Origin of the sequence: Klebsiella sp. PCX (assembly GCF_021869705.1) — a bacterium.
Taxonomy (GTDB): domain Bacteria; phylum Pseudomonadota; class Gammaproteobacteria; order Enterobacterales; family Enterobacteriaceae; genus Klebsiella; species Klebsiella quasipneumoniae.
In genome coordinates this window covers 1,737,932-1,751,403 of record NZ_CP091527.1, presented here as the reverse complement: position 1 = coordinate 1,751,403, position 13,472 = coordinate 1,737,932, and the positions used below count along the sequence as shown (strand labels likewise).

Here is a 13,472-nt window from a genome sequence, read left to right as displayed (position 1 = left end):
GCGTGTCGCAATCTGTTCTGGTGCTCGGCGCCAGCGGCTATATTGGCCAGCATTTAGTCCGCGAGTTAAGCGCGCGGAGATATCCGGTGCTGGCGGCGGCGCGCCATACCGACCGACTGCAAAAGCTCGATTTGCCCGGCGTCACCTGCCGGTCCGTCGATCTCAATCAGCCGCAGGCTCTGCCTGCGCTGCTCACGGGTATCGATACGCTTTACTATCTGGTACATGGCATGGGCGAAGGCGGCGATTTTATCGTCCATGAGCGTCGGGTGGCGACGCATGTTCGCGATGCCCTGCGCCAGACGCCGGTGCGTCAGATTATCTTTCTCAGCTCGCTGCAGGCACCAGCGCAGGAGCAGTCCGACCATCTGCGCGCTCGTCAGGTCACCGGCGATCTCCTGCGCGAGTCGGGCGTGCCGGTCACCGAGCTGCGGGCCGGAATTATCGTCGGCGCCGGCTCCGCCGCCTTCGAGGTGATGCGCGACATGGTCTATAACCTGCCGGTGCTGACTCCTCCGCGCTGGGTGCGTTCGCGTACCACCCCTGTCGCGCTGGAAAACCTGCTCGTTGACCTCGTTGAGCTGCTGAATCATCCTTCCGACGCGCACCGCGTCTTCGAAGCCGCCGGTCCGGAGGTGTTAAGCTACCAGCAGCAGTTCATTCGCTTTATGGCCGTCAGCGGCAAACACCGCCCGCTTATTCCGATTCCCCTGCCGACGCGCTGGATCTCGGTGTGGTTCCTCAATGTCATCACCTCGGTGCCGCCGACCATCGCCAAAGCGCTGATTCAGGGGTTGAAGCACGATCTGATCGCCGATGACCGGACGCTGCGGGCGCTGATCCCGCAAACGCTGATCCCCTTCGATCAGGCGGTTCGCCGCACCCTGAAAGAAGAAGAGCAGCTGGTAAACTCCAGCGACTGGGGCTACGACGCCCAGGCTTTCGCCCGCTGGCGACCGGAGTATGGCTACTATCCGAAACAGGCAGGCTGCACCGTCGCCACTCCGGCGAGCCGCGAAGCCTTGTGGCAGGTCGTTAACCAAATCGGCGGTAAAGAGGGATATTTTTTCGGCAATCTGCTGTGGAAAACCCGCGGCGCGATGGATCTGCTGGTCGGCCACCGGCTGGCCAAAGGGCGACCGCAGCGCGACTATCTGCAGACCGGCGATACGGTCGACAGCTGGAAGGTGATTATTGTGGAGGAAGAAAAACAGCTCACTCTGCTGTTCGGCATGAAAGCGCCGGGGCTGGGCCGGTTAAGCTTTACCATTAACGATAAAGGCGATCGTCGTGAACTGGACGTCCGCGCCTGGTGGCACCCGCACGGTATGCCGGGCCTGGTCTACTGGCTGCTGATGATCCCGGCGCACCTGTTTATTTTCCGCGGTATGGCGCAACGCATCGCCCGGTTGGCCGAACAAATCTCAGGCAGAGTCGAAGGATAAGCATTATTCTTTCATGATTCTCATTGCATAGTCGGGAGAATCACGGAAAAATGCGCACGAAATTCTTTTCTGGGACAGTAGAGTGATATGAAGGTACTGGTTACCGGTGCGACCAGCGGATTAGGCCGCAACGCAGTGGAATATCTGCGCAACAAGGGCATCAGCGTGCGAGCGACCGGGCGCAACGAAGCGATGGGTAAGCTTCTGAGCAAAATGGGGGCGGAATTCATCCCGGCGGATTTAACCGAGCTGGTCTCTTCGCAGGCTAAAGTGATGCTCGCCGGTATCGATACCCTGTGGCACTGCTCAAGCTTTACCTCGCCCTGGGGCACGCAGCAGGCTTTCGATCTCGCTAACGTCCGCGCCACCCGTCGCCTCGGCGAGTGGTCGGTAGCATGGGGCGTACGCAATTTCGTTCATATCTCTTCGCCCTCGCTCTATTTTGATTATCACCACCATCGCGATATTCAGGAAGATTTCCGCCCGCACCGCTTCGCCAACGAGTTTGCCCGCAGCAAGGCAGCCAGCGAAGAGGTGATCAACCTGCTGGCGCAGGCCAACCCGCACACCCGTTTTACCATTTTGCGCCCGCAGAGCCTGTTCGGGCCGCACGATAAAGTCTTTATTCCCCGGCTGGCGCAAATGATGCAACACTATGGCAGCGTCCTGTTGCCACGGGGCGGCAGCGCGCTGGTCGATATGACCTATTATGAAAACGCCGTCCACGCGATGTGGCTGGCGAGCCAGCCGGCGTGCGATCATCTTCCCTCCGCCCGCGCGTGGAATATCAGCAACGGCGAACCGCGCACCCTGCGCAGTATCGTGCAGAAACTGATCGACGAGCTGGGCATCAAATGCCGGATCCGCTCAGTCCCCTACCCGATGCTGGATATTATCGCCCGCAGCATGGAGCGTTTTGGCGATAAAACGGCCAAAGAGCCGGCCTTTACCCACTACGGCGTCTCGAAACTGAATTTTGATTTTACGCTCGATATCACTCGCGCGCAGGATGAGCTGGGTTATCAGCCGGTGGTGACGCTGGACGACGGGATTGTGCGTACCGCCGCCTGGCTGCGCGACCACGGTAAACTTCACCGCTAACCCTGACCATACTTTTCTAACAGCGCCTCGGCTATCGCTTCGGTTTGCGCATCTGCTACGCCATCCCAGCGCTGGGGGCGGAAGTGCATCTGGAAGGCGGTAATCACTCGTTTTTTCTGCGCGGGAGTCATCTCCGGCGTGACCTGATAGCCGTAGCGCGCCAGCAAATCCAGTACTACCTCAGGGTCCACTGGCTCACTGGCCGGGCGCCCGTTCAGATAGAAAGCCACCCGCTGCTCGTCCGGCCAGGCGCCAATCCCCTGCTGCGCCAGCTGTTGCCAGGGGAACAACGGTCCCGGATCGTCTTTGCGCTGCGGGGCGATATCGGCATGGGCTACCACGTTCTGCGGCGCGATGTGGTAGCGGGTGATAATATCGCGCGCCAGCGGGATCAGGGCCGCGATCTGCTCCGGGTGAAAGGGGGTAAAGCTTTTACCCCCCGCAGTCTTCTGCCAGCCGCGGTTTTCCAGTTCAATACCAATGGAAGTATCGTTGATGCGCGTGCTGCCGCGCCAGTAGCTCACCCCGGCGTGCCAGGCCAGATCCTCTTCCGGCACCAGCTGCCAGATCCGCGGTTTATGATGGTGGCGCGGCGGCTGTTCAGGAATTAAATAGTGGGAGCTGACCTCTTTATCAGTCAGGGTTGCCAGGGAGACATCAAAATTATCTGCGGTATAGTGGATAACCAGCACTTTTATGCGCGGATAGGCCGCCTGCGCCGGATGGCGAGTGTCCAGCTGATATCCGTCGCGATCGATGATGCCTTTTTCCCCCGCGCAGCCGGCCAGCAGTAGCGCCAACAGGAGTACATAGGCAATCCGTTTCATCCCTTCTCCCTTGCCCGGCAGCGTCTCCGGGTTAATAAGACCATTGATTACGTCCTTTATTTTTCGCCTGGTACAGCGCACTGTCCGCCCGGGCGATCAGCGTCTCCATCGGGACCGTGCCATCGGAATCGACGATCCCGATACTGACGGTCACCACCGACGCCACCTCTGATGCCTCATGAGGAAGCGCCGCCTCGTGAATTTTCTGCTGAATGCGCTCGGCAATCGCGGTGGCATGCACCAGGGGAACCCTAGGCAACGCCACCACAAATTCCTCGCCGCCATAGCGAGCCACCAGATCATCTTCGGCCCGGACCGCCATTTTCAGCACCTGCGCGACAGAAGATAAGCACTCGTCACCAGCCTGATGACCATAGCGATCGTTATAGCGTTTAAAGTAATCGACATCGATCATCATCAGCGACAACGGCGTGTTTTGCTGCCAGATCTCCGCCAGATACGCATTCAGCGCCCGGCGGTTAGCGGTCCCGGTTAATGCATCCTGGTTGGCAATACTTTCCAGCCGCTGAATAAGCTGCATATTTTCCTGATGCGTATCCCAGGCTTCATCGTACCAGCGCTGGAGAATACGTCGTCCATACAGCAAAATCGCCGTAAAGATGGTCCACAGGATCAAAAAGCGAATTTCAGCGTGATAGTGGATCTGAATTCCCGCTAGCAAGGCCGTCCCCCATAGCGGCAGCATAAAAGCGATAATGCCCGGCCAATGGTGATACAACGCAGTGAGGCCAGTGGTCAACAATATAACCAGCAGCGGCCAGGCGAAGGGCAAAGCCCAGAAAAAGATAAAACAGTAATTACTCAGGGACCAGCACAGGCTGAGCACCAGCAGCAGCGCGGTGATGATATTCAGCGTATAACGCCCCTGCGCCAGACGCGGCGTGATGGCAATAATCACTAAAATGGCCGAAATAATAATAACCGCAATCAGCGCTATTTCGATATAAGGAATAACCGCCTGGTGAGTCAGGAGCTTCTTATCAAAATAGGTAAAAATAAAGTTGCGGGAGAAAATCATTAACGCAAACGCGATATTGACAAAAGCCAGCCAGGGTAGACTCATTGACAGCGCATGGCGCTGGACATCATCTCTGGTGGCCCACAACGCGGTTCGCTGCTGCCGGGCGCGCTCTCGCTTATTTGTTAACATCTTATCTCCCTGGTGACCTGCATGACCATAGGCGCAGCCCCTGCTTGTCTATATGATAAACTATGTTTCCGGGAATGTCTGTCCGCGCGCTGTCTCCCCTGCCCCGGCCTCTTAAGCTGATTTTCAGCTAATGTCAGTAGAAATTGGTATGCTCCGTTCACGATGTGTAAACGGCCAAAAAAAGCAAGCATTATCAATGCGAATTCTGTCATCTTTTCTTTAAAAAAGAGTTAACTAGCCGTCATAAAATTGCAGTATTTTGCTTGAAAAAAAAGCAGTGTTAGTACAATCTGAAATCGCTCATTGGTGAGTTAAAACAAGAGCATGATGATAGCAAGATAAACAATGGAGTCTAAAAATATGAAATATGCAGCTTTAGTGGCAGGTGCGGCATTGTTTTTAACGGCGAACGCCTTCTCCGCTGAGATTTTATCGAAAGAAGCTTTTGATAAGGTCCATACGCAATACACCAAGATCGGCACCATTTCTTCTACCGGCCAGACCGCACCGAGCGACGCTCGTGAAGAGCTGATTAAAAAAGCTGATGAAAAAGGCGCGGATGTTATCGTGCTCTCTTCCGGGAACACGGATAAAAAACTGCACATTTCCGCTAATATCTATAAGAAGAAATAACTAATCTTATCTCTCAAGAAACACTACCCTGTTTCCGGGGTAGTGTTTCTTGTTTATGCAAAGCCATAATTTATTTTTATCCCGCCGTGATTTTTTCTGCCTGAAAACCGCCGTCCTCCCCCTGCTGATTTCCAGCCCTAAGGCTGTAGCCACATCAAGGTCTTAGCTCTTTGCGTCAAGTACAATCCGCACGCTATACGCTATGCTTTAACGGAAACTGAAAACGTAGTTCGCTTATAAGGAAATCATCATGCGCTACAAACTTCTTGCAGCACTTCTCCCTTGCGCGCTGGCGCTCAGCGCCTGTACGACCGTCACCCCGGCCTATAAAGATAATGGCACCCGCAGCGGCCCTTGTGTCGAAGGCGGCCCTGACGACGTAGCGCAAAAATTCTATGACATTCAGATCCAGAACCGTACTCAGGATCCGGCGGCGCTGCGCCCCTATCTCAGCGACGGCCTGGCGAAGTTACTCAATGACGCCCGTCAGGATCCGGCCAACAGCAAGCTGCTGCAGGCTAACCCGTTCTCCAGCAGCAGCACCCCCGCGGACAGCGCCGTCGTCGCCAGCGCCTCAACCATCCCTAATCGCGATGCGCGCAACATTCCGCTGCGCGTGGAGCTGAAACAGGGAACCCAGAACTGGAAAGACGAAGTGCTGATGATCCAGGAAGGCCAGTGCTGGGCCGTCGATGACGTTCGCTATCTCGGCAACAACAGCCACGCGCCGGCCGGAACGTTGCGACAGAGTCTGGAGAAACGCTAGTTCGGGAGTTGAAGCGACGCCGCTGAAACGATAACCCCGGTAAAATGTCGGTATTCGCCCCGAGAATACCGACATTTACGCCCCCCTCACCCACCAGGCAATATTTTGTGCTAACTTTAAAGCTAAACGTGGTTTAGATTTAACTTTTAACGCATAAATATTGCATAACTATTCTGCCAAAGGTACTATTTGCGGCCTCAATAGCTATTCGTATCAGACTGCCCAGATGAGTATTAAACTAAACGGCATTAATTGCTTCTACGGCGCGCACCAGGCGCTGTTCGACATCACGCTGGATTGCCCGCAGGGGGAAACGCTGGTGCTGCTCGGCCCCAGCGGTGCCGGGAAGAGCTCGCTGCTGCGCGTACTCAACCTGCTGGAGATGCCGCGTTCCGGTTCGTTAACCATCGCCGGTAACCATTTCGACTTCACCAGAGCGCCGTCCGATAAAGCGATTCGCGAACTGCGGCAGAACGTCGGCATGGTTTTTCAGCAGTACAACCTGTGGCCGCACCTGACGGTACAGCAGAACCTGATCGAAGCCCCCTGTCGCGTACTGGGGTTAAGCAAGGATCAGGCGCTGGCTCGCGCCGAGAAGCTGCTGGAGCGCCTGCGTCTGAAGCCCTACAGCGATCGTTACCCGCTGCATTTATCCGGCGGCCAGCAGCAGCGTGTGGCGATCGCCCGCGCGCTCATGATGGAGCCGCAGGTTCTGCTGTTCGATGAGCCTACCGCGGCGCTCGACCCGGAAATCACCGCCCAGATCGTTAGCATCATCCGCGAGCTGGCTGAAACCGGCATCACCCAGGTTATCGTCACCCATGAAGTTGAAGTGGCGCGCAAGACGGCCAGCCGGGTGGTGTATATGGAAAATGGCCATGTCGTCGAGCAAGGGGATGCCTCCTGCTTCACGCATCCGCAAACTGACGCGTTTAAAAACTATCTTTCACATTGATGTTTTTCGGGGAAATGACGATGAAAAAAGTACTGATTGCCGCCCTGCTCGCAGGCATGAGCCTCTCCGCTTCCGCCGCGCAGACCATTCGTTTCGCCACCGAGGCCTCCTACCCTCCGTTTGAGCTGGTGGACGCCAACAACCAGATCGTCGGTTTCGATGTGGATCTGGCTAACGCGCTGTGTAAAGAGATCGATGCCACCTGTACCTTCACCAACCAGGCCTTTGACAGCCTGATCCCGGGGCTGAAATTCCGCCGTTTCGACGCGGTCATGGCCGGGATGGACATCACGCCTGAGCGTGAAAAGCAGGTACTGTTCTCCACCCCGTATTATGACAACTCGGCGCTGTTCGTCGGTCAGCAGGGCAAGTTCACCAGCATTGATCAGCTGAAGGGCAAAAAAGTGGGCGTACAGAACGGTACCACGCACCAGAAATTTATCACCGATAAACATCCGGAAATCACTACCGTCCCTTACGACAGCTACCAGAATGCGAAGCTGGATCTGCAGAACGGTCGTATTGACGCGGTCTTTGGTGATACCGCCGTGGTCACCGAATGGCTGAAGAGCAATCCGAAGCTGGCGGCCGTGGGCGAGAAAGTGACCGACAAAGCCTATTTCGGCACCGGGCTGGGCATTGCCGTGCGTCAGGGCAACACCGACCTGCAGCAGAAATTTAACGCTGCGCTGGAAAAAGTGAAGAAAGACGGCACTTACCAGACCATCTATAACAAATGGTTCCAGAAGTAAGACTGAATGAACGAAATTTTTCCATTAGCAAGCGCCGCCGGGATGACCGTCGGCCTTGCCGTTTGCGCGCTCGCCATCGGCCTCGTCCTGGCGATGCTCTTCGCGGTACTGGAGTCAGTGAAATGGCGCCCGGTAGCCTGGCTTGCAACCGGCATTGTGACCATCCTGCGCGGACTACCTGAAATTCTGGTGGTGCTGTTTATCTATTTTGGCTCGTCCCAGCTGCTGCTGACGCTCTCTGACGGTTTTACCATCCCGCTCGGGTTCATCCAGATCCCGGTGCAGATGCAGATTGAGAACTTTGACGTCAGTCCGTTCCTCTGCGGGGCGATCGCCTTGTCGCTGCTGTATGCCGCCTACGCCTCGCAAACGCTGCGCGGCGCGCTGAAAGCCGTTCCGCAGGGTCAGTGGGAGTCCGGCCAGGCGCTCGGGCTGTCGAAAGCGGCCATTTTCTTCCGCCTGGTGATGCCTCAGATGTGGCGCCATGCGCTGCCCGGTCTCGGCAACCAGTGGCTGGTGCTGCTAAAGGACACCGCGCTGGTGAGCCTTATCAGCGTCAACGATCTGATGCTGCAGACTAAAAGCATCGCCACCCGCACTCAGGAGCCCTTTAACTGGTATATCATTGCCGCGGCAATCTATCTCGTCATCACCCTGTTGAGTCAATACATCCTTAAGCGGATTGACCAGCGTGCGACGCGCTTCGAACGGAGACCAGGCTGATGCTCGACTACTTACCCGAACTGCTGAAAGGACTGCATACCAGCCTGACGCTGACCGTGGCGTCGATTATCGTGGCGCTGATCCTGTCGCTGATCTTTACCATTATCCTGACGCTGAAGACGCCGGGGCTGGTGTGGATAGTGCGCGGCTACATCACCCTGTTTACCGGTACGCCGCTGCTGGTGCAGATCTTCCTGATCTACTACGGCCCAGGACAGTTTCCTTCGCTACAGGAATATCCCTGGCTCTGGCACCTTATCTCCGAGCCGTGGCTGTGCGCCCTGATCGCCCTGTCGCTCAACAGCGCCGCCTATACCACCCAGCTGTTTTATGGCGCCATCCGGGCGATCCCCGACGGGCAATGGCAGTCGTGCAGCGCGCTGGGGATGAGTAAAAAGGATACCCTGGCGATCCTGCTGCCGTATGCCTTTAAGCGCGCGCTGTCGTCCTATTCCAACGAAGTGGTGCTGGTCTTTAAGAGTACCTCTCTGGCCTACACCATCACCCTGATGGAAGTGATGGGCCACGGCCAGCTGCTGTACGGACGGACCTACGACGTGATGGTGTTCGGCGCCGCCGGGATTATCTATCTCATCGTCAACGGGCTGCTGACGCTGCTGATGCGGCTGGTGGAGCGCAAAGCGCTAGCCTTCGAGCGGCGTAATTAGCGCCTGGCGTATTTTGCATAATAAGTGAACAACAAGACGGACAAGTCTAATACCTGTCCGTCTTTTTTTATATCAAATAAAATACTTAATCATTTTTATTGCATACAAATTCATTTAATGGCATTGTCACCCTATGCCGCAGACACGGCGAATAATCATAAGATTGACAGACGGGAGTTCCACGATGAAAAAGTTAGTTCTGGCTGCACTGCTCACCACGTTCACCTTCGGCGCCGCCGCCGCGGAGAAAATCAGCTTCGGCGTGTCCGCGACCTATCCGCCGTTTGAATCGATGGACGCTAATAACCAGATTGTCGGCTTTGATATCGATCTGGCCCATGCGCTGTGCAAACAAATGCAGGCAGAATGCACCTTTACCAACCACGCGTTTGACAGCCTGATCCCGGCGCTGAAGTTTAAGAAGTATGACGCGGTGATTTCCGGAATGGATATTACGCCGGAGCGCAGCAAGCAGGTCGCCTTCACCGACCCGTACTACGCCAACTCCGCGCTGGTGATCGCCAAAAAAGACGCATTCCACTCGTTCGATGATTTGAAAGGCAAACGGATCGGCATGGAAAACGGCACCACCCACCAGAAATATCTGCAGGATAAACATCCTGAGGTGAAGACCGTCGCCTATGACAGCTACCAGAACGCGATTATCGATCTGAAAAATGGCCGTATCGACGGCGTGTTCGGCGACACGGCGGTGGTCAACGAGTGGCTGAAAACCAACCCGCAGCTGGGGGCAGCCACGCCGAAAGTGACCGACCCGCAATACTTCGGCACCGGCCTTGGGATTGCCGTGCGCCCGGATAACAAGGCGCTGCTGGAGAAACTGAACGCGGCGCTGAAGGCGATTAAAGCCGACGGTACCTACCAGAAAATCAGCAACCAGTGGTTCCCGGAGTAACTTTTTTGCCGGGTGGCGCTGCGCTGACCCGGCCTACACTTTCCCCGTAGCCGGGTAAGGCGTAGCCGCCACCCGGCAATTTCTCAAAGTGGCACGAAGAACCTGAACCGCGCCCCGCTTACCGACTCCACCAGCCTGATCCCGCCCCCGTGCAGCTCCAGCATTCGTTTCACAATCAGCAGCCCTAACCCGCCGCGATCCTCCCGCGACGCCTGGGCAGACAACGCCGACGGCCGCTGGAACAGATCGTCGCGCAGCGCGGCATCGACGCCCGTTCCGTTGTCAGCCACTTCGACCTGGATCTGTTGATTCTCCTGCCAGACCGCCAGACGAATCTCCCCGCCGACGGGAGTATGCCGCATGGCGTTGTCGAGCAGATTGGTCACCACCCTCTCAATCATCGACACATCGGCGTTAACCAGCGGCAGCGGCCCCGGCACATCAATTTGCAGGTTCACCTCGCGCGTGCGGGCGGTTAATTCAAACTTCTGCGCCACGTCGGAAATCAGCTCCCCCATCGCGAAACGCTCGCGCTGCGGCTTAATGCCCCCGTGCTCCAGTCGCGCCAGCTCAAACAGCTGCTGCGAAAGATGGCGCACTTTGTTGCCCTGGCGCAGGGCGATGGTGAGATACTGCCTGCGCTCCTCGGCGGTCAGCCGTTCGTCCTTCAGGGTCAGCGTTTCCAGATACCCCAGCAGCGAGGTGAGCGGCGTACGTAAATCGTGGGAAATATTGGCCACAAATTCGCGGCGCTGGCGGTCGCTGTTGGCCAGCCGATCCCACTGACCGGCTATCTGCCGGGCAAGGTCAATAAAGCGATTTTCGAGCACCGCCACCTCGTTACCGGGATGGGGCTCCGGCGTGCGGGCCGCCAGGGTTTTGATGGCGCTGATGCTGTCCCGATCGTTCGCCGCCACCTGGGCGGTGAGCTGGCGGACCGGCCGGGTCACCCAGAACCATGCCAGGCCTCCCGCCAGCAGGCCAAACAGAGCCACCAGCAGCAGGGTCCACAGAACAATGCTCCACAGCGTTTTTTGCCAGGCGTCGGCCGCCAGCTGATTAAAGGTCTCCCCCTGCAAAATGATATACAGGTAACCGCGCAGCTGGCCGTCGACGCGCAGCGGGGCGGCGCTGAAGACTTTTCGCCCGTCAAGGCTGCGGGGATCGTCGCCATACACCGGCGACGTACTGCCGGTGAGAAAAACCTGCACCGGCGCCATGTCGATCCGCTGGCGTTGGATATGTCCCGGCGGCGCCGCATCGGCCAGCAGGTCGCCATCCGGCGACAGCAGATAGAGCTCCACGCTGGGATTAAAGGTCATCAGACGGTCAAACAGCGACTTCAGGGTTTGCCGGTTGACCTCGCCGTGGGCGTCCAGCAGCGGTTCGCGGGCCACAATTTGCTGAGCCAGCCCGGCGGAGAGGCGCTGCACCATGGCGTTGCCATACTGCGCGCTGCTATGTAACTGAACGACGCACACCGCCGCCGCGCACAGTATCAGCAGGGAGACCACCACCAGCGCCAGCCGCTGGCTGAGGCTCAGGCGGCGGATCACGGGGCGGCCTCTTGCGTCACCGGGGCGAACTTATAGCCTCTGCCCCAGACGGTCAGAATGATGTCCGGCTCGGCCGGGTCACGTTCGATTTTGCTGCGCAGGCGGTTGATATGGGTATTGACCGTGTGCTCATAGCCCTCGTGCTGATATCCCCAGACCTGCTCCAGCAGCGCCAGCCGCGAAAACACCTCCCCGGGATGGCGGGCAAAGTAATACAGCAGCTCGAATTCGCGCGGCGTGAGGTCCACCAACTCGCCGCGCAGCCTCACTTCGCGAGACAGCGGGTCGATGCTCAGACCATGGCAGGACAGGCGCCCGGCGTCCATCAACAGGTTCTGCCCCATCGCCTCCTGGCGACGAAACAACGCTTTAACGCGGGCGATAAGCTCCAGCAGCGAAAAGGGTTTCGCCAGATAGTCGTCGGCGCCCATCTCCAGGCCCAGCACGCGGTGCATTTCGCTGGTGCGAGCGCTGATGATGATCACCGGCAGATAGCGGGTCATCTGGCGGATACGCCGGCAGATCTCCAGGCCATCGACGCCGGGCAGCATCAAATCGAGGATCACCGCATCCCAGACCCGCGTTTCCAGCCGGGCGAGAGCCTGGCCGCCGTCGGCCTCATGCACAATCTGATAGCCCTCATCCTGAAGATTGAGCCGCAGCAGCGTGGCAATATCCTCATCATCTTCCACCAGCAGAATGGTTTTGGCCATTAGATTCCCCCCACCAATAACAAAACATGCTGCGTCAAGCTTACCCGATCTCTGCGACGCAAAGCCTTCACATTTTGTTTAAACTTCGCGGACCAGCAGGGTCAGCACTTCGTAGTGGGCGGTGTGGGGGAACATATCAAACAGCTGGACCCGCTCGACGCGATAGCCGCTAAGAAGAGCCATGTCGGTCGCCATGGTGCGGGCGTTACAGCTGGAATAGATAATATAGGGCGGCGCCATGCGGCTTAAATAGTCGCACAGTTCGGCGCCAATGCCGCGACGCGGCGGGTTGACCAGCACCAGCTGCGGGATATCCGCTTCATGCGTGGCGAACTGCGTGGAGTCCAGCGCCTGAAAATGCAGATTGCTGAGCCCCAGCTGCGCGGCAGACTGCCTGGCGCAGGCGATCGCCTCCGGGGCAATCTCTATACCGGTCAGGCGCATCGCCGGCGTCGCGCAGTGCAGGCCAAAACCCCCGACGCCGCAAAACAGATCCCACATATGCTGGACCGGCAGCGCGCGCACCCAGTCGCGGGCGGTGGCGTACAGCCGGCTGGCTACCGTCGGGTTAGTTTGAAAGAAGCTTTGCGGACGGATCCACAGCGGCACCTCATTAAAGACCTCCCCCAGCGCCTGCTGTTCAGTGAAGAAGATCTCCTGCTCGCCTTCCATAATAGCCATATGCACTGGCTGGATATTCGCCGTGATCACCTTAAGCTGCGGCAACTGTGCCTGTAACCAGGGCAGCGCGGCGCGCAGCTGGGCCAACTTGGCCTCTGAGCGCAGCACGAAGCGCAGCATCATCTCCCCTTGCTGGCTGGCGGTTAGCAGCAGATATTTCAGCTCCCCGCGCTTGCGCGCGACGTTGTAGGGGGTTAACCCGGCGCGGGCGATAAAGGGCTTCAGGACGGCAAATACCGGCGCAAACTCGGCGGGATAGAGCGGGCAGTCGGTGAGATCCACCGGGGTGCCGTCGCGGTGCAGCATCCCCAGCAGCGGACGCTCAACGCTGCCGCTGACCACCATTTTGGCCTTGTTACGGAATGCCGCCTCCGGCCCGCTGACCGGCTCGCCCCAGTCGGCGACAGGGATCGCCGCCAGCAGCGTGCGCAGGTCGGCCATTTTATCGGCGAGCTGTTGCGGAACCGACCGTTCCAGCCATTGACAGGAGCGGCAGCGGCCGGCGTCGTAGAGTGCGCAATGCATAATTGACCTTCAAAATTCCAGGGGCGGGGATTGTATCACC

Annotated in this window: 14 protein-coding genes; 9 read left to right on the top strand and 5 right to left on the bottom strand. The window is 57.8% G+C overall.

Annotated elements, in window-relative coordinates; genetic code table 11:
* Positions 1-2 precede the first annotated feature (2 nt).
* Both GQR96_RS08200 and GQR96_RS08195 read left to right on the top strand, forming a co-directional pair.
* Entirely contained in the window at positions 3-1,445 is a 1,443-nt protein-coding gene (locus GQR96_RS08200) for an SDR family oxidoreductase (RefSeq protein WP_069734263.1), read from the top strand.
* A gap of 87 nt (positions 1,446-1,532) precedes the next feature.
* A complete protein-coding gene (locus tag GQR96_RS08195; RefSeq protein WP_002896399.1) occupies positions 1,533-2,546 on the top strand; it encodes an NAD-dependent epimerase/dehydratase family protein in 1,014 nt (337 codons plus the stop codon).
* Here GQR96_RS08195 and GQR96_RS08190 read toward each other — a convergent pair.
* Positions 2,543-3,373 carry an N-acetylmuramoyl-L-alanine amidase gene (locus GQR96_RS08190; RefSeq protein WP_004201345.1) on the bottom strand — a complete coding sequence of 277 codons (831 nt, stop codon included), beginning with the start codon at positions 3,371-3,373 and terminating at the stop codon, positions 2,543-2,545. The genes GQR96_RS08195 and GQR96_RS08190 overlap by 4 nt on opposite strands.
* 31 nt (positions 3,374-3,404) lie before the next feature.
* Positions 3,405-4,544: a sensor domain-containing diguanylate cyclase gene (locus tag GQR96_RS08185; RefSeq protein ID WP_004201344.1), complete on the bottom strand. Its 1,140-nt coding sequence runs from the start codon at positions 4,542-4,544 to the stop codon at positions 3,405-3,407.
* A 360-nt stretch (positions 4,545-4,904) separates the two neighbouring features.
* Between GQR96_RS08185 and yahO the strand changes: the two genes are divergently transcribed.
* The 7 genes from yahO (at position 4,905) to artJ (ending at position 9,957) form a co-directional block, all read left to right on the top strand.
* The gene (yahO, locus tag GQR96_RS08180) at positions 4,905-5,177 is read left to right on the top strand and encodes a DUF1471 family periplasmic protein YahO (protein ID WP_004201342.1); all 273 of its coding nucleotides are present in this window, start codon (positions 4,905-4,907) and stop codon (positions 5,175-5,177) included.
* Positions 5,178-5,427: 250 nt separating this feature from the next.
* Entirely contained in the window at positions 5,428-5,943 is a 516-nt protein-coding gene (locus GQR96_RS08175) for a lipoprotein (protein ID WP_004201341.1), read from the top strand.
* A 226-nt stretch (positions 5,944-6,169) separates the two neighbouring features.
* The gene (artP, locus tag GQR96_RS08170) at positions 6,170-6,898 is read left to right on the top strand and encodes an arginine ABC transporter ATP-binding protein ArtP (RefSeq protein WP_004201340.1); all 729 of its coding nucleotides are present in this window, start codon (positions 6,170-6,172) and stop codon (positions 6,896-6,898) included.
* A gap of 20 nt (positions 6,899-6,918) precedes the next feature.
* Positions 6,919-7,650 carry an arginine ABC transporter substrate-binding protein ArtI gene (artI, locus tag GQR96_RS08165; protein ID WP_065879026.1) on the top strand — a complete coding sequence of 244 codons (732 nt, stop codon included), beginning with the start codon at positions 6,919-6,921 and terminating at the stop codon, positions 7,648-7,650.
* Between the two features lie 6 nt (positions 7,651-7,656).
* Positions 7,657-8,373: an arginine ABC transporter permease ArtQ gene (gene artQ, locus GQR96_RS08160; RefSeq protein ID WP_004201339.1), complete on the top strand. Its 717-nt coding sequence runs from the start codon at positions 7,657-7,659 to the stop codon at positions 8,371-8,373.
* Positions 8,373-9,041, top strand: coding sequence for an arginine ABC transporter permease ArtM (artM, locus tag GQR96_RS08155; RefSeq protein ID WP_004201338.1), 669 nt, complete (start codon positions 8,373-8,375; stop codon positions 9,039-9,041). Before artQ ends, artM begins: the two co-directional genes overlap by 1 nt.
* 184 nt (positions 9,042-9,225) lie before the next feature.
* Positions 9,226-9,957, top strand: a complete 732-nt coding sequence (gene artJ, locus GQR96_RS08150; RefSeq protein WP_004201336.1) for an arginine ABC transporter substrate-binding protein ArtJ — start codon at positions 9,226-9,228, stop codon at positions 9,955-9,957.
* 83 nt (positions 9,958-10,040) lie between these two features.
* Here the strand turns inward: artJ and GQR96_RS08145 are convergent, their stop codons facing one another.
* The 3 genes from GQR96_RS08145 to rlmC all read right to left on the bottom strand — a co-directional run bounded on the left by GQR96_RS08145 (position 10,041) and on the right by rlmC (position 13,432).
* On the bottom strand, positions 10,041-11,513 hold the full coding sequence (locus GQR96_RS08145; RefSeq protein ID WP_065878981.1) for a sensor histidine kinase: 1,473 nt from the start codon (positions 11,511-11,513) through the stop codon (positions 10,041-10,043).
* The gene (locus GQR96_RS08140; protein ID WP_032455769.1) at positions 11,510-12,226 is read right to left on the bottom strand and encodes a response regulator transcription factor; all 717 of its coding nucleotides are present in this window, start codon (positions 12,224-12,226) and stop codon (positions 11,510-11,512) included. Before GQR96_RS08140 ends, GQR96_RS08145 begins: the two co-directional genes overlap by 4 nt.
* A gap of 78 nt (positions 12,227-12,304) precedes the next feature.
* Positions 12,305-13,432, bottom strand: a complete 1,128-nt coding sequence (gene rlmC / locus GQR96_RS08135; protein WP_049004310.1) for a 23S rRNA (uracil(747)-C(5))-methyltransferase RlmC — start codon at positions 13,430-13,432, stop codon at positions 12,305-12,307.
* Between the last annotated feature and the right edge of the window lie 40 nt (positions 13,433-13,472).